This window comes from Polyangium mundeleinium (assembly GCF_028369105.1).
Taxonomy (GTDB): domain Bacteria; phylum Myxococcota_A; class Polyangia; order Polyangiales; family Polyangiaceae; genus Polyangium; species Polyangium mundeleinium.
Genome location: NZ_JAQNDO010000001.1, coordinates 10,252,080 through 10,273,321, shown reverse-complemented (window position 1 = coordinate 10,273,321; position 21,242 = coordinate 10,252,080). Strand labels below are relative to the sequence as shown.

Below are 21,242 nucleotides of genomic sequence, written 5' to 3'. Positions count from 1 at the left end.
GATCAGGACGGCGAGCGCGGCTCCGCGGCGAGCACCTCTGCGACCTCGGGCCTGAGCACCTCGGGCGGGGGCGCCTCGCCGCGCGTGATCCTCGCCAGGATCTCCGCCTCCGTGGCCGTGATCCAGGTGGACGTGTCCCCGGGGGCGCTCCGCGAGGTCGCCATCGAGTTCGTCCGGGTGGAGTGAAACGCGTCCTCGAAGCAAAGTGGCACGACCCCGAGCTCTCCGGGAGCATAGACGCGGAAGGCCCGCTCTGCACCGCTCACGCCGCCTGCGAACGTCGATCCGACCAGGAGGGCGTGGGAACAGCCGTGGTTCTGGCACACGATCGCGTCGAGCACCGCTTGCCGCCCCCCGCCGACCCGCGCCGGCAGCCCCGCCGACAGGACCACCCGTTCCGCCGGGAAGTACCGCTCCACGAGGACCTCGTGGCAACGCAGGCGCGTGGAAAAACGCGCTGCCTCCAGGCCGCTTTTGTCCCCTTCGAGCGCCTCCACCGCCTGGATCCACAGTCCTCCCGTCACCTCCAGCGCCACCCGGGCCAGGTGCTCCTCGGCCCGCCGCGGCAGCGTGCGGGCGCGTATGCCCGCGACGCTCCCGAGGCCACGCGTCGCCAGCATCACCCGCGTCGTGGCCGGATCGTGCGCCGAAGGCCCGCCGCGCCGGACCGGCTCGATCACGTGCACCTCGCCGCCCACGAGCACGGGCCCGCGCGCCACGTGCCGCGCGAGATCCGGATCCTCGTCGCCGAGCGGCCCGACGCGCGCGCGCCCCGCGAGCGAGGCCGCTGGGCGGTACAGATCGTTCACCTCGATCACCGCCACGATCCGCCCGTCCCGCGCCCGCAGCGCCGCTTCCGCGCCGATCCGCAGCGAACCCGCCACCTCCTCGCTTACCGCGAGTGTGATCGGCACAGGCCAGGGCAGGCCGTTTTCGAGTCGCATCTCCCTTGCGACACGAAGGAAATCTTTCTCGCCGAAGAACCCCTTCAGCGGCGAGAGGGCGCCGGTCGCGAGCAGATCGACGTCGACCTCGGCCTCGGCGTCGAGGTCGATCCCCGGCATCGATCGCGCGCGCTCGGCGAGCGTCTCCCGCAGGCCCGGGCCCACGGCGCGGCTCACGAGCTCGCCGCCGTGCGGCCGTGCGAGGAGCGTCGAAGGTTGCTTCGCGTGCCCGCCCACCGCGCTGCCCTTCGCCGCGGGCACGTGGCCGAGCTCTTCGAGCCGCGCGACGATCTTCGCGAGGCTCTCCTCCTTGCTCTCGCGGTCCGTGTACAGCGTGACCTCGGGCGCGAGGGGCGGCTCGTACGGATCGTCGATCCCCGTGAATCCCTTGATCTCCCCCGCCAGCGCCTTGCGGTAGAGCCCCTTCGGATCCCGCTCGGCGAGCGCGTCGATCGACGCGCTGCAATACACCTCGACGAACCTGTCGATCTGCGCGCGCTGCTCGTCGCGGATCGCCCGGAACGGGCTGATCGCGCCGGTGATCGCGCACGCCCCGCTCCGCGCGACGAGCTTCGCCACGAAGCCGATGCGCCGCACGTTCGTGTCGCGATCCTCCCGGGAGAACCCGAGCCCCTTCGAGAGGTGCGTCCGCACCTCGTCGCCGTCGAGCACCTCCACGTGCACCCCGCGCGTGCGCAGCTCCGCCGCGAGCATCGCTCCGAGCGTGCTCTTGCCCGCGCCGGAGAGGCCCGTGAACCAGACGACGAAGCCGCTCACGAGGCGCTACTCCTCGACGACCGTGATCGCTTGGGCCACGAAGCCCCGCGCCTCCGCGTCCCACACGAAGAGCCGGTGCTCGTCGATGACCCCGGAGCGCACGCTCGTCACGAGGAACGCGAGCGGCCAGGCCGGGCCCGGGCCCATCGTGATCGCGCCGCCCTCGTGCGCGGGCGGCTCGCCCATGCTCATCACGGCCGCGTCTGTCGGGCTGAAGTACGCCCCCGCGTCGAGGTGCGAGTGGTAGAGGATCTTCACGGGCCGGCCCTCACGCGCCGCGGCGCGGACCGCGTCGTCGAACTTCTTCTCGTTGAACGAGAAGAACGTGCGCGCCGTGCGGAAGTACTGCTCCGGATCGATCGCGTGCAGCTTGTTCGCGACGTTCTGCATCGGCACGGCCTCGTCGCAGCGGAGCGGGCTCTCTGCGGGGCCAAGCAGATACCCGCATGCCTCCTCGTCGGCCGCGTAGCCGCGAAGCGCGTCCTTCTCCACCACGGCGAGCGCGCTGCGCGTGATCGTCAGGTGGCCGCGCGTCCACGGAGAGTCCGTCACCATAGATACCGCTTCTCCCATTTCATCGGCGCGAAGTACCGATCGCCACGGTCACACACGATCGCCACCACACACCCGCCGCCTTGCGTCTCGTGCAGCTTCTTCGCGATCTCCACGGCCGCGAACACGTTCGCCCCGCTCGAATGCCCGACGTGCAGCGCCTCCTCGCGCGCGAGCCGGTCGGCCATGTCCCAGCCGTCCTCCGTGGTCACGCGAAACGTCTCGTCGTAGGCGCTGCCGTCGTGGATCGCCGGCACGAGCGAGCTCGGCAGGTGCTTGAGCCCTTCGAGCCCGTGCAAGGGCTCCGTGGGCTCGACCGCGACGCAGCGGATCGGGCGCGTGTGCTCCTTCAGCCGCCGCGACGTGCCCACGATCGTCCCGCTCGTGCCGATCCCTGCGACGAAGTGCGTCAGGCGATCGCCGAGCGCGTCGAGGATCTCCACGCCCGTGCCGTGGTAGTGCGCGAGCGGGTTGTTCGGGTTCGAGTACTGGTCCGGATAGAAGTACGTCTCCGGATCCTTCTCCACGATCTCCCGCACGTGCCGGATCGCGCCGTCGGAGCCCTCCATCGGGTCGCTGAAGATGATCTCCGTGCCGAAGGCGCGCGCGATGTCCTTGCGCGCCTTGCTCACGTTCGAGGGCATGACGAGCCGCACGGGCACGCCGAGCGCCGCGCCGAAGATCGAGTACGCGACGCCCGTGTTGCCGCTCGTCGAGTCGATGAGGATCTTGCCCGAACCGAGCTTCCCCTCCTCGATCGCCTTCGTCATCATCCGGAGCGCGGCCCGGTCCTTCACCGAGCCGCCGGGGTTCGCGAACTCGAGCTTCGCGTACACCTCGACGCTCGGCGCCTCCCGGGCCACACGATCGAGGCGGACGAGCGGCGTGTTCCCGACGGCCTCGGCCACCGAGCCGAGGCGACGCGACCGCACGAGCGAAGTGCGCATCCTAGCGAGCGCTGCCGCCCGCGATGGCGGGCACGATCGAGATCTGATCCGTCGCCTTGAGCTCCGTCTTCAGGCCGTCGAGGAAGCGGATGTCCTCGTCGCCGACGAAGATGTTCACGAAGCGGCGGACGCCCTTCTCATCGAGCAGCCGCGCGCGGATGCCCGGATGGCGCGCTTCGAGGTCCTCGATGAGATCGGCGACGGTCGCGCCGGTCGCCTCGACCTCGTCTTTGCTTCCGGTCAGCGTGCGCAGGGGGGTGGGGATACGAACGAGGGGCATGTGGATCTCCGTGGGTGCTTGGGGACTCGTTGCTACTTGAAGTACTCGTCGAGGCTGAAATACCGCTCCCCCGTGTCACAGAGCACCGTGACCACGTTGGCGCCGGGGCCGAGCTCGCGCGCGACGTCGAGCGCGACCCGAACGGCCGCGCCCGCGCTGATCCCGACGAGCAGCCCTTCCTTGCGGGCGAGCGCGACCTTCGTCTCGTACGCCGCCTGCTCGCTCACCGTGCGCACCTCGTCGACGTGCTCGGGGCGATAGTTCACGGGGACGAACCCCGGCGCGAGGCCCTGGATCTTCGTGGGACCACGCTCGCCGCGCGAGATCGTGGCGCAGGCCTCGGGCTCGACGGCGATGATCCGGGGCCGCGGGTTCTTTCGCCGCAGCACCTCGCCGACGCCGCTCACGGTGCCGCCCGTGCCGACGCCCGCGACGAACGCGTGGATCGGCTCGTTCGCCATCGCCTGCAGGATCTCGCGGGCCGTGCTCTCGGCGTGGATGCGCGGGTTCTCGGGGTTCTCGAACTGCCCCGGCATGAACGCGCCCTTCGTCGTCCGGACGATCTCGCGCGCCTTCGTGATGGCGCCTTCCATCTGCTCTTCGGCCTCGGTCAGGATCACCTCGGCGCCGTACGCTTCGAGGAGCTGCCTGCGTTCGAGGCTCATGCTCGCGGGCATCGTGAGCACGCATCGATAGCCCTTCGCCGCGCACACGAGCGCGAGGCCGATCCCCGTGTTTCCGCTCGTCGGCTCGACGACGACGCCGCCCGGCCCGAGCGCGCCGCTCTCTTCGGCGGCCTCGATCATCGCGAGGCAGATGCGGTCCTTCACGGAGCCGCCCGGGTTCTGCTGCTCGGCCTTCGCGAACACGCGGCCGCGTGGATGTTCTGTGTCGAGACGCCGGATCTCGAAGAGCGGCGTGTCGCCGACGAGGTCGAGCACCGAGCCGACCACGCGCGGATGCGAGGGCAATGCAGGCTTTTGTCCGGGCTCGTGCATCACGCTCCTAGATGACGAAGTCGACGCGCTCGCTCTCGCCGCGGCGGAGCCCGAGGGCCTCGCCGCGCCGCACGACGTCGGCGATGGAGATGTCGTCGAAGGCTTTTTCGATGGCGACCGCGAGGTCCTTGAAGGCCGCCGCGGTCGCGTCCGGGCCGCAGGGCTCGGCGCCGCGCGGGCCTTCGTCCTCGGCGGGGCAGACGACGATCGGGCCTTCGAGCGCGCGGAAGACGTCGCCGAGCGTGATCTCGGAGGCGGGCCGCGCGAGGTGGTAGCCGCCGCGCGGCCCTCGCTTGGCGCCGAGGATGCCGGCCTTCTTCAGGTCCTGGAAGATCTGCTCCAGGAAGCGCGCGGGGATCATCTCGCGTCCGGCGATCTCGCGGATCTGCGTGGGGCGGCCGTCGTTGTGGAAGGCGATGTCGAACAACGCGCGCACCCCGTAGCGGCCTTTGTTGGACAGCTTCACGGGGCATGATTTAGGTTGTCGCATCGGAAAAGTAAAGAACCCGGGCACTCGAACCGCTTCGGTGTGTTCTTTAGTACAAGGTTGCGCCGCCTCGACCCGATCGTCGAGCGCCTCAACCCGGTCGATCGACCTCCTCGACCCGGTCGATCGACCTCCTCGACCCGATCGTCGAGCGCCTCGACCCGGTCGATCGACCCCCTCGACCCGGTCGATCGACCCCCTCGACCCGGTCGTCGAGCGCCTCGACCCGGTCGATCGACCTCCTCGACCCGATCGTCGAGCGCCTCGACCCGGTCGATCGACCCCCTCGACCCGGTCGATCGACCCCCTCGACCTGAACGGTGAGGTAGCAAAATTCTGTCTCCATGGATCCACGCGCGTGCGTGTTCCATAGGCGCGCATCGATTCCGCAGCTCGATGAACCCCAGCGCCCCTCGAGGATCGCAATGGCCCCGCGCGATGCGTTTTTGGCGGGTGTCAGGGTTCTGGAGAGGGATCCCGGAGAATGCCATGCCCATCTTGCCCATCCCTGTCGGCACGCTCGTGCTCGATTGTTCGAAGCACGGGTCGTTTCTCGTCGATCTCCCGCAAGGTCGTATGCGCGGCCTGCTCGTCGAGCGCCCCGGATTCCCCGAGGTGATGGCGGAGGTCCTCGCCAATCAGGCCACGGTCGGGCCCAAGGCCGGCGTCACGCAAGACGACATCGACGCGATCATGGTCGACAATGAGCGCGTCGCCGATATCGACGCGGTCCTGCCCGCCGCCCGGAAGCTCGTCGAGCTGCTCGAAGAGAGCCGCGCGCATTACGACGACGACCGGCAACGCAGGGTCCACGCCATCGCGAACCTGCTCGAAGGCCGCGCGCGTACCACGGGGATCGACGAGTTGCTCGCGAAGTACGACAAGACCCGCGCGTACCGCTCAGCCACCGGCAAGAAGGGCCTCAAGACGCGCAAGGCCAACAAGAAGAAGGCGGAGAGCACCCCCGTAACGCCCCCGACGTCGGCCGATAGGCAATAACGTTCGCACCCTGTTAGCTGCCACGCTTCTCTCCCGCCTCATCCAGCCTTTCGGCCGGCCGTTTGGCCGGCCGTTTGGCCGGCCCATCGAAGCCTTCCCCTCCCGGCGGGCGCCGAGTATCCTGCACGGGTGTCCCGCAGGCCCATCCCTACTTGGTTCTTCGCGATGGTCGTCGTGCGGCGCGGTGACGAGTACCTGCTCGTGCACGAGCGCGGGCACGGACAAACGTGGTACCTGCCCGGCGGGCGTGTCGAGCCGGGCGAGCGGATCGTCGACGCCGCGGTGCGCGAGACGCTCGAAGAGGCCGGCGTGCGCGCGGCGATCCAGGGCATCCTGCGCGTGGAGCACTCGCCGCACCCGAGCGGGACGGCGCGCTGCCGCGTGTTTTTCCTGGCGAGGCCCGACGGCGATCCGACCCCGAAGAGCGAGCCGGACGAGCACTCCCTCGGCGCCCGGTGGGTGAAGCTGGAGGAGCTCGCGGGGTTGTCCCTGCGTGGCGAGGAGGCGCGCGAGATTTTGAATGCGGTCGCGGCGGGCGCCCCCTCGTACCCGCTCTCCGTGCTCACGTACGAGGGCGCCGCGTGGGCGCCCCGACGTTAAACGCGATTGCTCATTTGGGAGTGGTGAGCACGGCCGCTTGACCGGCGATGGTCTTGTCCTTGTCGTTCTTGTACTTCGCGACATAGGCCGGGCCGTCCTTGGGATCGCAGCCAATGATGGCCTCCATCGCGTACGACCGCGTGTTCGCGTGGACGGTGGTGGCGTCCGTGAGGCGACGGGCGGCCTTGCTCCCCTTCTTGCGCTGGGCGGGCGTGAGGTCGCTCCGCTTGCAGACCTTTTGCAGCGCGATTCCCATCTCGAAGCTGACGTTTTTCTTCACGTCGACGGTGGAGAGGTCGTCGAGGAGCTTGTCCGTGAAGGACGCGCACTTGCTGATCGAGGCGATCCTCTCCGACGCGCGGCTCTTGACGAAATCGTCCTTGTCGGCGCGAAGGGCGTTGATGGCCTTGCAGGCCTCGTCGGGAAAGTGCGGGGCGAGGTCGCCGAGCGCATTCAGCCCGTACGCGCGCCGGGAGGAGGACGCGTCTTTGCTGGCCTCGATCGCGTAGGTCACGACCTTGGGGTCACGATTCGTGGAGCCAAAGCCCACGGTGCGCAAGAACGCGTCCGTGTAATCCGATACCGGGTGCGCCTTGGCGATCGCGATCGCCCGATCGATTTTGCCCACCTTGACGAGGGGGAGGCCGCCGACGAACCGCCCGAACAGATCAACGAGGTTCTCGTCGCGCTCCTTCTCGGCCGCGTTGAGCACGGCGTCCACCTGCGCGGCGTCGGCGGTGTCTTCGTTCAGCGTCTGGTTGAGCTTCTCGGCCGCGACGCGTCGCTCCTTGGGATCCTGGCTCCCGAGCATCTTCAGGAGCTCCGGGTTCGCCTTGCCATTCTCGAACGCTTGCTCCGCGTCGCTCCATTGCTGGAAGGCTTCGCAGTCGTCGAGCGAGCCGCGGTCGTCGGCGGTGCAGGCCATCACGGCCTTGCGCAGCTCCGCGAAGCTCGGCTCCGGGGGCTCGGCGTCGCCTTCGCCCTCCTCGGCAGGAGGCGTGTCGGCCGCCGCTTCGCCTTCGGGCGCGGGCGCGGGGGCCTCGGATTTCGCGGGCGCCTTCGTGGCGTCGGAGACGGGCGGAGGCGTGGAAGCGCCACAACCCGCGGCGAGGGAGGCGATCGAGAGAACGAGTGCGAGGGAGAACCGGCCGACGTGCATGGCGGCGTCCGTAGTCGATTCTGCGTCACGCGGGAAGCCGATTTTGCGTATACTCCCCGCGCGATGGCGTTCTACCAAGCTCCCCCCTCGATCGGAAACCAGTACGACGACGACCGTGTCCTCCGCTCGTTCCTGAAGCGTGTGCTTCCGCCGGAGGTCCACCGCGAGGCCGAGCCCGGCCTGCGCGAGATGGGCGAGCTCGCCGGCGGCGAGCTCTACCGGCTCCAGCTCGAAGACCGCCTGAACGAGCCGAAGCTGACGCAGTGGGACGCGTGGGGGCACCGTATCGATCAGATCGAGGTGACGCCGCTCTGGAAGCGGGCCGCGCGGATCGCGAGCGAACAAGGCGTCGTCGCGACGGCCTATGAGAAGCGGGGCGGCGCGGTGTCGCGCGTGCACCAGTTTGCCCTGGTCTACCTCTTTGATGCCTCGACGGACGTGTATACCTGTCCGCTCGCGATGACGGACGGCGCCGCGAAGACGCTGCTCTCGCACCGCGACGTGCGCGACGAGAAGGATTTCGCGGCGAGGGCCTTCGCGCGCCTGACGAGCCGGAATCCGGCGGAGGCCTGGACGAGCGGGCAATGGATGACGGAGCGGACCGGCGGGAGCGACGTGGGGCTCTCCGAGACGGAGGCGCGCAAGGATGCGGAGGGGAACTACCGGCTCCACGGGACGAAATGGTTCACGTCGGCGACGACGTCGCAGATGGCGCTGACGCTGGGCCGGCCGGAGGGAAACCCGCCCGGGGGCCGGGGGCTCGCGCTGTTTTACGTGGAGGTCTTCGGGCCGGACGGGCGAATGAACGGGATTGAGGTCAATCGGCTGAAGGACAAGCTCGGGACGCGGAAGGTGCCGACGGCGGAGCTGACGCTGGCGGGGGCGTTGGCGGTGCCGGTGAAGGGGCTCGCGGACGGGATCCGGAACATCGCGCCGATGCTGAACGTGACGCGGACGTGGAATGCGGTCTGCGCGGCGGCGGGGATGCGGCGCGGGATTGCGCTCGCGCGTGATTATGCGCGCCGCCGCGTGCAGTTCGGCGCGCCGCTCTCGGACAAGCCTTTGCACATCGATACGCTCGCGGATCTTTCGGCCGAGGCCGAGGGCGCGTTCCACCTCGCGTTTCGCGCGGTCGAGCTGCTCGGGCGCGAGGAGGCGGGCGTGATCACGGAGTCGGAGGCGCGCCTTTTGCGGCTCGTGACGCCGCTCGCGAAGCTGACGACGGGCAAGCAGGCGGTCACCGTGCTGAGCGAGGTGCTCGAATGCTTCGGCGGCGCCGGGTACGTGGAGGACACGGGGATTCCGCGGCTTTATCGGGATGCGCAGGTGCTCCCGATCTGGGAGGGGACGACGAACGTGCTCTCGCTGGACACGCTGCGCGCCTTGCAAAAGGAGGGGCCGCTGGAGGATTTGCTGGCCGACATTCGGTCGCTCGTGGCGACGGCGCCGGACGACGCGCTCCGGAAGGCGGGCGAGGCGGCGGTGGCCGCGGCGACGCACGCGGCGCGGTGGCTCGCCACGACGTTCCAGAAGGATCCGCTCGGGGTCGAGGCGGGCGCGCGGCGGTTCGCGTTGACGCTCGGCCGCGCCTACGAGCTGGCGCTGCTCGTGGGGCACGCGTCGCACGCGCTCGTGCACGAGAAGGATGGCCGCCCGCGGGCCGCGGCGCTGCGGTTCCTCACGCGGGGCGTGGACCTCGTGCGGGACGAGGAGGATCGCGCGCTCGCCGCCGCGCTCGCCAACGATATCGCGTTCTGACGGGGTTCTTTATGGAGAAGGCCGCCCGCCTCGAATTCGCGCCGCCGGAGGTCGTCGTGACGAACCTCCCGGGCGGAGGCATGATCCTGCGCTCGCCGAGGCCGCTTCCGGCGTATCCGCGGCACCTCGGCGAGCTGCTCTACGCCTGGGCGGATCACGCGCCGGATCGGGTGTTTCTGGCGGAGCGGGAGGCGTCCGGGGGCGTGCGTCGGGTGACGTATGCCGAGGCGGCGGCGGTCGTGGCTTCGATCGGTGAGGCGCTCGCGCGGCGGGATCTTTCGGCCGCGCGGCCGGTCGTGATCCTGAGCGAGAATGGCATCGACCACGCGCTGCTCGCGCTCGGGGCGATGGTCGTGGGGGTCCCGGTATGCCCGGTGTCGCCGGCGTATGCGCTGCTCTCGCGTGACTTCGAAAAACTCCGGTACATCCTCGGCCTCGTGAAGCCGGGCCTCGTGTATGCGCGGGACGAGGGGCGGTTTGGCAGGGCGTTCGGGGCGCTCGATCTCGGAGGCGCGGAGATTGTGGTGACCGAGGGCCCCTCGTCGGCGACACGGTTCGACGAGCTGTGCCGCGAGCTGCCGGGGGAGCGCGCGGGCCGCGCGATGGAAAGGGTCGGACCCGACACGGTGGCGAAGATCCTGTTCACCTCGGGATCCACGGGCGAGCCGAAGGGCGTGATCAACACGCACCGTATGCTCTGCTCGAACCAGCAGGCGATCGTGGAGGTCTGGCCTTTCCTGCGCCGGCGGCCGCCGGTCGTCGTGGATTGGCTGCCCTGGAGCCACACGTTCGGGGGCAACCACAATTTCAACATGGTGCTGTTCCACGGCGGCACGCTTTTCATCGACGAGGGCCGCCCGATGCCCGAGCACGTCGAGAAGACGGTGCGCAACCTGCGCGAGGTGGAGCCGACGCTTTATTTCAACGTGCCGCGCGGGTTTGATGCGATCCTGCCGTACCTCGAAAACGACGCCGGCCTGCGGGACCATTTCTTCAAGGAGCTCGACCTGCTCTTTTATGCGGCGGCCGCGCTGCCGCAGAGCACGTGGAAGCGGCTCGAAGAGGTGAGCCAGAGGGCGCGGGGCGAGCGCGTCACGATGGTGTCCGCGTGGGGGTCGACGGAGACGGCGCCGATGGTGACGACGGTGCATTTCCCGATCGACCGCGCGGGGGTGATCGGTCTGCCCGCGCCCGGGTGCGAGCTCAAGATGGTGCCGAACGGCAGCAAGCTGGAGATGCGCGTGCGCGGGCCGAACGTGACGCCCGGGTATTTCGGTCGCGACGATCTCACGCGCGCGGCCTTCGACGAGGAAGGGTTTTACAAGATCGGCGACGCCGGCAAGCTCGCGGATCCGGGCGATCCGGCGAAAGGGGTCGTGTTCGATGGGCGGGTGGCCGAGGATTTCAAGCTGACGAGCGCGACGTGGGTGCACGTGGGGCAGGTGCGGATCACGGCCATCGCCGCGGCGGCGCCGGTGATCCAGGACGCGGTGGTGGCGGGGCACGATCGGGACGAGATCGGCCTGCTCGTCTTTCCGAGCCTCGTCGGGTGTCGTTCGCTCTGCCCGGGGGCCGAAGGCGAGCCGCTCGATTCCCTCGTGCAGCGTCCGGAGGTGCTTTCCCACCTCACGGCGGGGCTCGGGGCGTACAACGAGGCGCACCCCGGGAGCAGCACACGAATCACGCGCGTGATGTTTCTGATCGAGCCGCCGAGCATCGACGCCGGCGAGATCACGGACAAGGGGTACATCAACCAGCGCGCGGTCCTCACGCGACGCGCGGACCAGGTCGCGGCGCTCTACCGCGACGGGGAGCCGGGCGTGATCGTGATGGGGTGACGATTCGCGACGTTATGGGAGGCGTCGACGCGTTTCGACGCCGGCTGTAACGCGACGTGTCACCTTGGGACCGGACGTTTTTGGATCCCGGAGCCGGCAGCGGGGATTATGATGCCGGGCTCACGGGGGTATGCGAGGCCGGAGGGGCCCCGCGGCCCCGGTCTTCCCGCGCGCCGCGCGCATGCGGTCTACCTGCGGGGAGGCGGACGCTTGTGCCAGAAGGGAGCCCGGATCATGTACGTTGCGCGTTGGCAGTTCACGGCCCGGTTCGGTCGCAGGGACGAGTGTCTCAGGGTGCTGCGGAAGTGGTACGTCGACGTGGCACAACGCGTCGGCTGGCGATCGCTCCGCGTGCTCTCCGGCAGCATTGGCGGGCCCGAGTCGCAGATCGAGCTCGAAGTGCAGATCGATAACGTGGACGACCTCGAAGCGGCGTGGCGCGATATGGCCGCCGTGCCGTACCACGCGGAGTACCAGAAGCAGCTCGCCGAGGTGATCGTGGACGGCACCGAGCGCTGGACGATCCACCGCGTAGCCGACCTGACGCCGTCCGAGTCCTGAGAGGGTGTTCCCCAGGCTGCTGCGCGGCTCGATGCGTCGGTCGGCCTTGCTCGACGTACAGTGTACGCCTCGCTCGGCCTCCCTAGCCTCGAGCCGCTCGCTCCTTGGCCTGGCGCTCCCACATGTCCATGATTTCCTGCGTGTTCATCAGCAACTCCTCGTCCATGGGGGTGACAGGGGCCGTCCCGGCTTCGATACGGTAGCGGACCCCGGCCACGCTTCCACGCAGGCGTGCTTTCGTCAAATGGTGTGTCGAGGCCAGATTTCGTTTGGGGAAATTTGCGTTTGGCCGAGCGAAACTTCCTTCTACGCCCGTAGCACCCGCGCTGGCCGTCCCTTCGCCGTCGTCGTCTCCTTGAGCTTCACGCGTTCCCCCGCGGCCCGCTTGCCCCGGCGATCGAAGAGCACGACCGTGCCGCGCGCGAGGTCCTCCGCGTCGAGCACGTCTTCCAGGAAGGCCACCGCGCGTGACTTCACGCCCGGCTCTCCTTTGCGCCGTGACGAAAGGACGAACGCCTCGTGTTGCTCGTCCCCATTCGCGAGCAGCACGCGCAGCGTCACGTCGATCCGGCCATGCGAGCCGCCCCAGCGGACCGACGCCCAGCCGCGGCGCTCGATCATTCGGTAGAGATATCCCAGGAAGACGAGCTCCGGCGCGACCGCCGGGTACGCGGCGTCCGCGACGAGGTGGCGGGCGTGTGTCGTGTAAAACACCGCGAAGGCGTGGAGGAGGGCCTCGACGTCGAGGGCGCCGTCTGTCTTGTAAAACCGCGCGGGGTCGTCCGCGACGGCGCGCCCGACGCCCGAGGCGAGCAGGCGCGGGACGAGCGCGTTGTGAATGCCGCCCTCGATACGCGCAGGGTCGTCCTCGGCGAGCAGGCCGAGGTCGCGCGCATGGCGGATGTCGTCGTCATGGGCCCGCGCCACGAGCGCCGTGCCCGCGAGGAGAGGCTCGACGACGCGGCGGACGCGGGGCTCGGCGAGGCGCGCCGCGAGGGCGTCGATCGGGGTGGTGCGGCGATCGACGAGGTGATGGACCGCCGCGCGGACGTGCGCTTCGTGAATGGATTCGGCGCGCGGGACGGTCGTCACGAGCTCGCGGCCGAGCGCCTGCACGAGGAAGGGATGGCCCGCCGTCGCTTCACGAGCGGCCCGGATCGCAGCCTCGTCGAAGGCCTGGTCCGTTTCGTGGGTGTGCTGTGTATACAGCGCGCGAATCTCGTCCTCCGTGAAGCATCGAAGGGATTCGGGGGAGAGCGCGATCTCGAAAGGGCCGGTGAGGCCCGGACGAACGGGCGCGTCGCCGGCGGCGAAGGGTTCGAGGCGCAGGTCGTGCTGGCCGGCGAGGACGACGGACCAGGGAAAGGACGCGGGGCGGCGCGGGAAGCCGATCTCGAGCTGGCGCAGGACCGTCCGGAGCGCGGCGCCGTGCAGCGTGTCCGCGCCGTCGAAAACAAGGACGAGCGGGCGAGGACAAACCAGCGCCCAGGCCGAGAGCGCGGCCCAGATGCGCGTCCCTTCCGCCGAGGCGGGGAACGGCGGCGGGCGCAGCTCGGGCGGCAGATCGTGCTCCGCGGAGAGGCGGAGCGAGGCGAGGAGCGCTTCCTCCACGCGGGCGAGGTCGTCCCCGAGGGGCTCGCCGACCTCGGCGGAGACCACGAGCGCGGCATACCGACCCGACGAGAGGAGCGCGGCGGCGAGGGCACGCAAGGTGGTCGTCTTGCCCGTGCGCCGCGGCGCTCGCACCAGGAAATACGCGCCTTCGTCGACGAGGCCGAGGCCCTCCGCGAGCCGCGGCGCCGCGGGCAGGTGGTAGTGGCGCGCGGGATCGCAGGGACCCTCGGTGCTGAAGGTGCGCATGGGCGAGGCGCAGGATATCGAAGGCAGCCCCAGCCGAGAAGCCTCGGGCCCGCGCGAGGCGTCAGCTGAAGATCGCGCGGAAGAGCAGGAAAAACAGCGCGGAGAGCGTCATCGACGCGGGCAGGGTGAGCACCCAGGCGAGGCCGATGTTCCGCACCGTCGAGCCCTGCAGGCCCGAGCGTTGCGCCACCATCGTGCCGGCGATGCCCGAGGAGAGGACGTGTGTCGTACTCACCGGCAGCCCGAGCCAGGCCGAGACGCCGATCGTGCTCGCCGCGACGATCTCCGCCGAGGCGCCCTGCGCGTACGTGAGGTGGCTCTTGCCGATCTTCTCGCCGACCGTCACGACGATGCGCTTCCAGCCGAACATCGTGCCGATGCCGAGCGAGAGCGCGATCGCCACGAGCACCCAGGACGGCGCGTACTCGGTGAGCCCACGCAAGGCCTTGCGCTCCTCCGTGAGCTTCGCCTCCTCGACGGACGTGAGGCCGAGGTGGCCGCCCTTCAGCATGTCGCCGATGGACTTGTCCGCGAGCAGGAGGTCCTGCCGGAACTTGAAGCGATCCATCGCCGGGATCTCGGCCGCCGTCTTGCGGCCTGCGAGGACCTGGTGGAGCTCGCCGAGGCGCACGAGCGTCTTCTCGGCTTCCGCCTTGGAGTGCTGGTCGTGGTGGTCGCGGACGAGGGCCGCGACGTTGTCCGCGGCGCGCAGCGTGCGTTCGAGCTGCGTGGGGGTCGCGTCCATGTTGATCGCGAACCCGGCCGGGACGAGGCCGATCAGGATGAGCATCACGAGGCCCACGCCCTTCTGGCCGTCGTTCGAGCCGTGCGCGAAGCTCACGGCGGCGCAGGTCGAGACGAGCAGGGCGCGGGTGCCGCGCGGCGGCGGCGCATCCTTCGGCGGCGGCTCGAGCAGCGTCTTGTTCGTCGTGTAGCGCTTGATCAGGACGACGAGCAGCGCCGCGAGGCTGAAGCCGAAGAGCGGCGAGACGAGCAGCGCGATGCCGATGTCGGCGGCCTTGCTCCAGCTCACGCCGTCGCCGAACTTGTGGCCGGGCAGGAGCGAGTTGGCGATGCCGACGCCCAGGATCGCGCCGATGAGGGTGTGTGAGCTCGACGCGGGGAGGCCGAGGTACCAGGTGCCTAGATTCCAGGAGATCGCGGCCAGGAGGAGCGCGAGGACCATCGCGAGGCCCGCGCCCACGCCGCTCGAAACGAGCAGCTCGACGGGCAGGAGCTTCATGATGCCCATGGCGACCGCGATGCCGCCCATGAAGACGCCGACGAAGTTGCAGATGCCCGAGAGGACGACGGCGACGTGGGGCTTCAGGGTGTTCGTGTAGATGACCGTCGCGACCGCGTTGGCGGTGTCGTGAAAGCCGTTCACGAACTCGAAGCCGAGGGCGATCAAGAGGCAGAGGGCGAGGAGTGCGCGCACCCCGTTGCCAAGCGACGGATCGAAAAGAGCCTCCATGGACACGAGAGCCTTTCGGCGCCCCGACCGCCCATCCGCGCCATGACCCGAGGGCCATCGCGCGCCGGAGACGCGGGGCGCCGTCTCCTTAGTGGAACGAGCGACCGCATGCTAGGGACAGCTCCGTCACAAGGGCGTGACAGACCGATGTCTGACGGGTGGATATTCGGTTAACGATTGCAATCGCGTGTCCTGGGCTGCGTTCCCCAGGGTGCGTTCGGCTCGGGCGGGAGAAGCAGCGCGAGCACCAAAATCCGCAGTCAACGGGGCGGCGGGGGTCTCTTCTGCGCTGCCTCGCGGAACGCGCGGATGCCGAGCGTGACGGCGTGATCCGGCCCGAGATCACGTTCCGCCAGGGACAACGCGCGGTCGTAGAGGCGAAGCGCATCGTCCACGCGGCCCTTGGCTTCGAGGAGGTTTCCGAGCCGGACGAGCGTCGGGCGGATCTCCGGCGGATCGCCGTTCGGCGCGCCCGCGTGGGCGGCGAGCGCGCGCCGGTAGAGCTCCTCGGCCTCGTCGGCGCGGCCGTCGGCCTCGACGAGTGTCGCGAGGTTGTGCTGCGCGAGCGCGAGGAGCCCCACGTCCGTCCGCGTGTCGCCCTCCGTGAGGATGCCGATCGCGCGTCGCAAGGACCGCGCGGCGTCGTCGCGTCGGCCCGCCGCCGCGAGGACTGTGCCGAGGTTGTAGAGGGCCTCGGCCGCGGGACGCGAGCGCGCGCCGAAGACACGTTCGGTGAGGGTGAGCGCGCGGGAGAGGAGGAGCTCGGCCTCCGCGGCTTGTTTTTGCTTGCCGAGGAGCAGGCCGAGCCGGCCCGCGACGTCGGCGATCGCGGCCTCGTCGAGGCTGCGCATGCGCTCGTAGCCCGCGAGGAGCCGGCGGTAGAGGCGGGTCGTTTCCTCCAGGCGGCCGGCTCGCTCGTGGATCGCGGCGGCGAGCTCGTAGAGCTTCGGCAGGCGGGGCTCGGTGGGCGCGCCGGCGAGCGCCTCGGCGATACGAAGCGCCCGCGTGCAGGCGGCGAGCGCGTCCTCCATGCGGCCCGCGGCGAGCCGCGCCGCAGCGAGCACGTAGAGCGGCGTCGTGAGCTCGGCGGCTTCGTCGCCGAAGACCTCCTCGCCGATCCCGAGCGCGTCCGCTGCCGCAGCTTCGGCCTCGGCCATCCGCGCGCCTTCGAGCAACGCGGGCAAGGCCGCGAGCTTCCGCTCGAACGCACGTCTTCGCAGGGCGCGGCGGAGGCGACGCAGCATGCGCTCGCGCTCCTTTCTACGGCCGGACGAGGTCGCGCAGGTGGCGCATCGACGGCGAGCCGAAGCTCAGCACCTTGTCGTGGAAGGTTCGCTCCGTGAAACCCGGAGCCCCCTCGTTCGCCGCGCGGAGCTTCATCATCTCGGTGAAGCCGTAATAGTAGGTCGTGAGCTGGGCGCTCGTGAGCCGGGCGCGTTTCCACTTGCCCACGGCCTCACCCTCCTCCTGGAACGCCTCGTTCGTCATGAGCGCGAGCCCCTCGGCCTCGGTCATCGTGCCGGCGTGCACGCCGTGGTCGAGCAGCGCGTTCACCGCGAGCCGGAGGACCATCTTCTCGCGCTGGATGCGCACCTTGGGGCCGCCGAAGCCGTGCTTGGCCATGACCCACTCGCTGTAGACGGCCCAGCCCTCGACGAAGGGGCCACTCGAGAACACGGCCCGGAGCTTCGAGGGGAAGCGGTTGTTGTGCATGAGCTGGAGGAAATGCCCGGGCATCGCCTCGTGCACGGTGAGGTCGGCGAGCATGCTGCGGTTGTACTCGCGGTAGAACGAGAGACGGCGCTTGTCGTCCCAGTCGTTCGGCGTGGGCGCGATCGCGTAGAAGGTCTCGGCGCGCTCCTCCAGCGGGCCCGAGGCGTCGCAATACGCGACGGATACGCCGCGCCGGTACTCGGGCATCTCGATGACCTGACAGACCTCGTCGGGGACCCGAACGATGTCGCGCTCGCGGACGAATGCCGTCGCCTTCTGCACGAGCTCCCGCGCTTCGGAGACGATCGTCTCGTTCGTCGGGTGATCGTCGCCGAGCGCGGCGAGGACCTCGCGCACGAGCGCCTTGCGATCGACCTGCGTCGTCGTCGTGGGGAGCTTGCGCTTGGGGAAGAGCGTCGGCCAGAGCTGCTTCGAGGTCTCGACCATCTCGGCCTGTGTGCGTTCGAGCAGCGCGCGGGCGCCCTTGGCGATCCCGTCGACGTCGACGTCGTCGTCGAGGTAGAACCGGAGCTTCTTCTCGAAGCGCGCGCGGCCGAGGCGGATCTCGCCGTCGCTGCGGGGGAGGAGGTCCTTTTCGAGGAAGCTCTGGAAGTCCTCGAGCGCCTTGGCCGCCCGCTCGCTCGCTGCGGCGAGCTGGGAGACGAGCGCCGCGTCGGGGAGTTTTCCATAGGGGGCGAGGACGTCGCCGCGGCAGAGCGAGACGAGGCCGCGGTTCTGCACGATGGCCGTTTCGGTGTGCAGGCGCGGGGGACGGCCGAGCCGCTTCTTCGCGACCGCGACGATCGCGGGGATGCCTTCGAGGCGGCCGACGAGGCTTTTCGCGCGCGATGTCTGCGTGCCGAAGCTCCGCGTGACCAGCGGATCGAGGCCGTCGCCGACGAGGCGCGTGTAGTAGAGCGGGCTCCCGGATGCCTCGCGGAGCTCGTCGATCGCGAAGAGCGCGTACCGGAGCTGGTTGCCCAGCATCGCGTGATCGACGCGGCCCTGCGTGTCGAGGGCCGAGGCGGGGATGCGGTCGAGCTCGTCGAGGAGGCCGACGTAGAAGCGGCGGGCCTCGGCCTCGCCCTCGTCGCTGCGATCGGGCCAGCGCGCGTCGTGCGCGTGCTCGCCCGCCTCGGTGGCCGCGACGGGCTCACGCGCGAGGTAGCCCGAGAGGAAGCGCTCGGCGAGCGAGGCGAACGCGCGATCGGGCGTGTCGGGCGGGGCCGGAGGAGCGGCAGGGCCGGGCGCGGACGAGCTCTCCGCTGAAGCGACGGCGCCTTCGGCTTGCACGGGCGGCGCTCCGCCGGCGGGAGAGCACGACAAGGAGGAAACGGCGGAGGCTGTGGACATGGCGGCGATCGCAGCGAGACGTCGGGCGGACGCGGGGAGCACGATCGACGCTCTAGCCTTTTGCGAGCGCGGAGGGAACGGCTAGACGCCCGACGCGTCCCTGGCGAAGGTCGCGGCGATGGCCATGTCCTCCTCGACCGACGTGACGAGCGGCGCGAGCGCGGCCGCGAGCAGCGTCGCGTCCCCATGGCCGACGGTATCGACGAGGTGCTGGCAGAGCGCGGGGACGAAGTTCTCCGCGGGGATCGAGACGTAACGCGCCATCTCCAGGACCGTGCCGCGCTCGCCGCCGAAGGCCGAAGGCGCGGCCTCCTGCAGGATCGGCAAGCCGACGCTGGGCGGAACGCCGAGGCGGCCGAGCGCCATGTGCGCGAGGTAGATGGCCGCGACCTGGCTCTCGCGGCGCACACGCTGGAAGACGGCCTCGCCGAAGGCATTTTGCCAGCGCGCGAGCTCGGCCGTGCGGCTCGCCTCGTAGCCGCCGAGCGGCGCGTCGGAGACAGGGACGAGCGCGGCGAGCATCTCGGCCGAGCCTTCTTCGAGCGCGAGGCCGCGCAGCGCGAGCAGGTCGTAGCCGCGGAGGAAGCCAACGAGGATGCGGCCGGCGCAGTCCCGCACGAAGGGTGCGAGCGCCTGGCCGATCGCCTCCGGCGGCGCGCCGGGCGCGAGCATCATGCCCGGCATGATCGCGCGCATCCGGCCGAGCGTGCCCCGCCGCGTGGGCGGCGAGGAGCGAGGTCCGGGCGTCGAGATGGGACCACTCGCCGGCCCCGCGCTCGAGATCGGCGCGCGGAAGCTGCCCGAAGGCGAGCCCGCGAGCTGCGAGACGCGGAAGCTGGCCGAGGGAGCGTCGCCGCTCGGGGGCATCGACGAGGGCGAGCGGCCGCGCATCGTGTTCGGCGCCGGCGTGGAGACGGGCCCGGCCACGGCGCGCATCGTGGTGGTCGACGCGCGCCGGAGCGCCGCCGACGTGCTCGGATCACCGACGACGTGCAGGGCCGCGAGGTCGAGCGAGCGGATCGAGGGAAACCGCGGCGGCAGGCGGAGGCGCAGCGCGGCGGCGAGATCGGCCTCGGCGCCGATGAGCTGCTCGTGATCGTCGGCCTCGCCGAAGAGCTCCTCGGCGAGCGTCGCACACCGATCGGCGGCGTCGTCGGCGTTCCCCTGCGTCTGCGCCTCGGCGAAGTGCAAGGTCAGCTTGCCGCGCACGCGGCGATCGTTCTTCGTCTTCGCCGTGACGACGCGCGAAACGAGCTCCACATCGGCCGTGCTCCAGAAAGCCATCGCCTCTCGTCGTCCTCTTCGCGGCGCCCAGGCGGCGCTCCGGAATAACCGGGAAACCACGGGATCATCGCGCAGGCGAGGAGGATCCGTCAACTTTTCGCGGGCGCTCGCGCGAGCACGTCTCCCCGCGTTCGACCGCGACGCGGAGGATCCGTTCCCCACGAACTACACGTCGATCCCGAGGCGCTTCAGCCGGTAGTAGAGCGTCGTCCGTTGCACGCCGAGCAGGCGAGCCATCTCGGCCTTGTTGCCGCCGCAGCGATCGAGCGCGGCGAGCATCTCGCGGCGTTCGATCTCCTCGAGCTGCGAGTCGAGGTTCTGCCGTCGCGCGCCGCTCTCGGGCTCGGCCGGCGCCACGGGCTGCGAGGGAGGCGACGTCGACGCCTTCTCCCACGCGGGGACGGGCGGAACGAAGGCGAGGTGCTCGGGCTGGATGACGTCGCCGCGCGCGAGGATGGCGGCGCGCTCGACGACGTTCTCGAGCTCGCGCACGTTGCCCGGGAAGCCATAGGCTTCGAGCTTCATGAACGCGTCGTTCGAGAGGGCGCGCGCGGCGCGCGTGTTGCGGCGCGTGTACTTGCGGAGGAAGTGCTCGGCGAGCGGGCGGATGTCCTCGCGGCGCTCGCTGAGCGGCGGCAGGCGGATGGGGAAGACGGAGAGCCGCGAGGTGAGCTCGGGCAGCACGTCGCGGCCCCACGCCTCGTCGAGGTCGGGCGTGACGGAGACGACGAGGCGCACGTCGAGCCTTCGTGGCTCGGCGTCGCCGACGCGCTCGGCCTCACCCGTCGCGAGCAGGCGCGCGAGCCTCGCCTGCAAGGCCGCGGTCGGCGGGCCGGGGTCTTCGAGGTAGAGCGTGCCGCCGTGCGCGAGCTCGACGCGGCCCGCGCGATCGGCCGTCGCGCCCTCGAACGCGCCGCGCCTGGAGCCGAAGATCTCCCGTTCGAGCGCCTCGCCGCGGAACGCCGCGCACGTGACCTTCACGAAGGGCCGCTCCTCGCGCGGCGAGCCGATGTGGATCGCGCGCGCCACGATCTCCTTCTCGGCGCCGACCCGGCTCTCGACGAGCACGTGTGTCGAGGTCGGAGCGACCTCGCCGATGCGCGCCGAGACCTCCTTCATCGCGGCGGAGTTGCAGATGAGCTCGCCGAAGTCGATGGGGTCGCGCTGCTCGCGTTCGAGGTAACCGGCGTAGTGCGCGAGCTGATCGCGGAGACGCTTGTTCTCGCGCATCGTGGCGAACACGCTGATCCCCTGGCGCAGGATGACGGCGAGCTCGCTGCCGTCCCAGGGCTTCTGCACGTAGCGGTAGACCGTGCCCGAGTTCAGCGCGTCGACGAGCACGGGGAGATCCGCGTACGCCGTCAGCAAGATCCCGAGCGCGTCGGGCCGCATCTGCTTTGCGCGCCGCAAGAGCTCGAGCCCGCTCATCCCCGGCATGCGCTGGTCGGTCACGATGAGGGCCGCGTCGAGCCGCGCGAGCTCCTCCAGCGCTTGCATGCCGCCGAGGGCGTAGTGGAGCGAGAACGTCTTGCGGAAGGCGAAGCGGAAGGCGTCGAGGTTGTCCTGCTCGTCGTCCACGACCAGGACGTCGAAGCTCTTCCAGTCGAGGTCACGCATTGCGCCTCCCCTACACCTACTACGGGCGACCGCCCTGGGGC

General features: G+C 70.2%; 18 protein-coding genes. 5 read left to right on the top strand and 13 right to left on the bottom strand.

Annotated features, from left to right (window positions below):
* Window positions 1-2 precede the first annotated feature (2 nt).
* From cysC to POL67_RS40550, 6 genes are read right to left on the bottom strand one after another with little or no spacing between them, the layout of a single operon-like run.
* A complete protein-coding gene (gene cysC, locus POL67_RS40575; protein ID WP_271926289.1) occupies window positions 3-1,721 on the bottom strand; it encodes an adenylyl-sulfate kinase in 1,719 nt (572 codons plus the stop codon).
* A gap of 6 nt (window positions 1,722-1,727) precedes the next feature.
* Window positions 1,728-2,276, bottom strand: coding sequence for a M67 family metallopeptidase (locus tag POL67_RS40570; RefSeq protein ID WP_271926287.1), 549 nt, complete (start codon window positions 2,274-2,276; stop codon window positions 1,728-1,730).
* Window positions 2,270-3,205, bottom strand: coding sequence for a PLP-dependent cysteine synthase family protein (locus POL67_RS40565; RefSeq protein ID WP_271926285.1), 936 nt, complete (start codon window positions 3,203-3,205; stop codon window positions 2,270-2,272). The genes POL67_RS40570 and POL67_RS40565 overlap by 7 nt, the downstream gene beginning before the upstream one ends.
* Before the next feature lie 16 nt (window positions 3,206-3,221).
* Window positions 3,222-3,500, bottom strand: coding sequence for a MoaD/ThiS family protein (locus POL67_RS40560; protein WP_271926283.1), 279 nt, complete (start codon window positions 3,498-3,500; stop codon window positions 3,222-3,224).
* 32 nt (window positions 3,501-3,532) lie between these two features.
* Entirely contained in the window at window positions 3,533-4,498 is a 966-nt protein-coding gene (gene cysK / locus POL67_RS40555; protein WP_271926282.1) for a cysteine synthase A, read from the bottom strand.
* Between the two features lie 7 nt (window positions 4,499-4,505).
* The gene (locus POL67_RS40550) at window positions 4,506-4,964 is read right to left on the bottom strand and encodes an RrF2 family transcriptional regulator (RefSeq protein ID WP_271926281.1); all 459 of its coding nucleotides are present in this window, start codon (window positions 4,962-4,964) and stop codon (window positions 4,506-4,508) included.
* Between the two features lie 510 nt (window positions 4,965-5,474).
* Here POL67_RS40550 and POL67_RS40545 point away from each other — a divergent pair.
* Both POL67_RS40545 and POL67_RS40540 read left to right on the top strand, forming a co-directional pair.
* Window positions 5,475-5,984 carry a hypothetical protein gene (locus POL67_RS40545; RefSeq protein WP_271926280.1) on the top strand — a complete coding sequence of 170 codons (510 nt, stop codon included), beginning with the start codon at window positions 5,475-5,477 and terminating at the stop codon, window positions 5,982-5,984.
* A 129-nt stretch (window positions 5,985-6,113) separates the two neighbouring features.
* Entirely contained in the window at window positions 6,114-6,584 is a 471-nt protein-coding gene (locus POL67_RS40540; protein ID WP_271926279.1) for an NUDIX hydrolase, read from the top strand.
* A 10-nt stretch (window positions 6,585-6,594) separates the two neighbouring features.
* Here the strand turns inward: POL67_RS40540 and POL67_RS40535 are convergent, their stop codons facing one another.
* Entirely contained in the window at window positions 6,595-7,743 is a 1,149-nt protein-coding gene (locus tag POL67_RS40535) for a hypothetical protein (protein WP_271926277.1), read from the bottom strand.
* Window positions 7,744-7,806: 63 nt separating this feature from the next.
* On the opposite strand from POL67_RS40535, the gene POL67_RS40530 reads away from it, so the two are divergent.
* From POL67_RS40530 to POL67_RS40520, 3 genes are all read left to right on the top strand, one after another.
* On the top strand, window positions 7,807-9,501 hold the full coding sequence (locus POL67_RS40530) for an acyl-CoA dehydrogenase family protein (RefSeq protein ID WP_271926276.1): 1,695 nt from the start codon (window positions 7,807-7,809) through the stop codon (window positions 9,499-9,501).
* Window positions 9,502-9,512: 11 nt separating this feature from the next.
* A complete protein-coding gene (locus tag POL67_RS40525; RefSeq protein ID WP_271926275.1) occupies window positions 9,513-11,339 on the top strand; it encodes a feruloyl-CoA synthase in 1,827 nt (608 codons plus the stop codon).
* A gap of 234 nt (window positions 11,340-11,573) precedes the next feature.
* Complete coding sequence (locus tag POL67_RS40520; protein WP_271926273.1) at window positions 11,574-11,900, top strand: hypothetical protein; 327 nt, start codon at window positions 11,574-11,576, stop codon at window positions 11,898-11,900.
* Window positions 11,901-12,206: 306 nt separating this feature from the next.
* Here the strand turns inward: POL67_RS40520 and POL67_RS40515 are convergent, their stop codons facing one another.
* From POL67_RS40515 to POL67_RS40490, 6 genes are all read right to left on the bottom strand, one after another.
* Window positions 12,207-13,760: an ATP-binding protein gene (locus tag POL67_RS40515; RefSeq protein WP_271926271.1), complete on the bottom strand. Its 1,554-nt coding sequence runs from the start codon at window positions 13,758-13,760 to the stop codon at window positions 12,207-12,209.
* Between the two features lie 61 nt (window positions 13,761-13,821).
* Window positions 13,822-15,234, bottom strand: coding sequence for an inorganic phosphate transporter (locus tag POL67_RS40510; protein ID WP_271926269.1), 1,413 nt, complete (start codon window positions 15,232-15,234; stop codon window positions 13,822-13,824).
* A 260-nt stretch (window positions 15,235-15,494) separates the two neighbouring features.
* Window positions 15,495-16,478 carry a tetratricopeptide repeat protein gene (locus tag POL67_RS40505; RefSeq protein WP_271926267.1) on the bottom strand — a complete coding sequence of 328 codons (984 nt, stop codon included), beginning with the start codon at window positions 16,476-16,478 and terminating at the stop codon, window positions 15,495-15,497.
* A gap of 16 nt (window positions 16,479-16,494) precedes the next feature.
* A complete protein-coding gene (locus POL67_RS40500) occupies window positions 16,495-18,240 on the bottom strand; it encodes a DUF885 domain-containing protein (protein ID WP_271926264.1) in 1,746 nt (581 codons plus the stop codon).
* Between the two features lie 141 nt (window positions 18,241-18,381).
* Window positions 18,382-19,584 (bottom strand): hypothetical protein, encoded by a 1,203-nt coding sequence (locus tag POL67_RS40495; protein ID WP_271926262.1) that lies wholly within the window; start codon window positions 19,582-19,584, stop codon window positions 18,382-18,384.
* A gap of 165 nt (window positions 19,585-19,749) precedes the next feature.
* On the bottom strand, window positions 19,750-21,201 hold the full coding sequence (locus tag POL67_RS40490; protein WP_271926260.1) for a sigma-54-dependent transcriptional regulator: 1,452 nt from the start codon (window positions 21,199-21,201) through the stop codon (window positions 19,750-19,752).
* Window positions 21,202-21,242: the final 41 nt, after the last annotated feature.

Bases quoted from the DNA above. Each gene is read 5' to 3' on its own strand.
- POL67_RS40570 (WP_271926287.1), bottom strand. From the start codon at position 2,276: ATGGTGACGGACTCTCCGTGGACGCGCGGCCACCTGACGATCACGCGC.
- POL67_RS40505 (WP_271926267.1), bottom strand. From the start codon at position 16,478: ATGCTGCGTCGCCTCCGCCGCGCCCTGCGAAGACGTGCGTTCGAGCGG.
- POL67_RS40525 (WP_271926275.1), top strand. From the start codon at position 9,513: ATGGAGAAGGCCGCCCGCCTCGAATTCGCGCCGCCGGAGGTCGTCGTG.
- POL67_RS40515 (WP_271926271.1), bottom strand. From the start codon at position 13,760: ATGCGCACCTTCAGCACCGAGGGTCCCTGCGATCCCGCGCGCCACTAC.
- cysK (WP_271926282.1), bottom strand. From the start codon at position 4,498: ATGCACGAGCCCGGACAAAAGCCTGCATTGCCCTCGCATCCGCGCGTG.
- POL67_RS40545 (WP_271926280.1), top strand. From the start codon at position 5,475: ATGCCCATCTTGCCCATCCCTGTCGGCACGCTCGTGCTCGATTGTTCG.
- POL67_RS40520 (WP_271926273.1), top strand. From the start codon at position 11,574: ATGTACGTTGCGCGTTGGCAGTTCACGGCCCGGTTCGGTCGCAGGGAC.
- POL67_RS40495 (WP_271926262.1), bottom strand. From the start codon at position 19,584: ATGGCTTTCTGGAGCACGGCCGATGTGGAGCTCGTTTCGCGCGTCGTC.
- POL67_RS40560 (WP_271926283.1), bottom strand. From the start codon at position 3,500: ATGCCCCTCGTTCGTATCCCCACCCCCCTGCGCACGCTGACCGGAAGC.
- POL67_RS40510 (WP_271926269.1), bottom strand. From the start codon at position 15,234: ATGGAGGCTCTTTTCGATCCGTCGCTTGGCAACGGGGTGCGCGCACTC.
- POL67_RS40490 (WP_271926260.1), bottom strand. From the start codon at position 21,201: ATGCGTGACCTCGACTGGAAGAGCTTCGACGTCCTGGTCGTGGACGAC.
- POL67_RS40530 (WP_271926276.1), top strand. From the start codon at position 7,807: ATGGCGTTCTACCAAGCTCCCCCCTCGATCGGAAACCAGTACGACGAC.
- POL67_RS40535 (WP_271926277.1), bottom strand. From the start codon at position 7,743: ATGCACGTCGGCCGGTTCTCCCTCGCACTCGTTCTCTCGATCGCCTCC.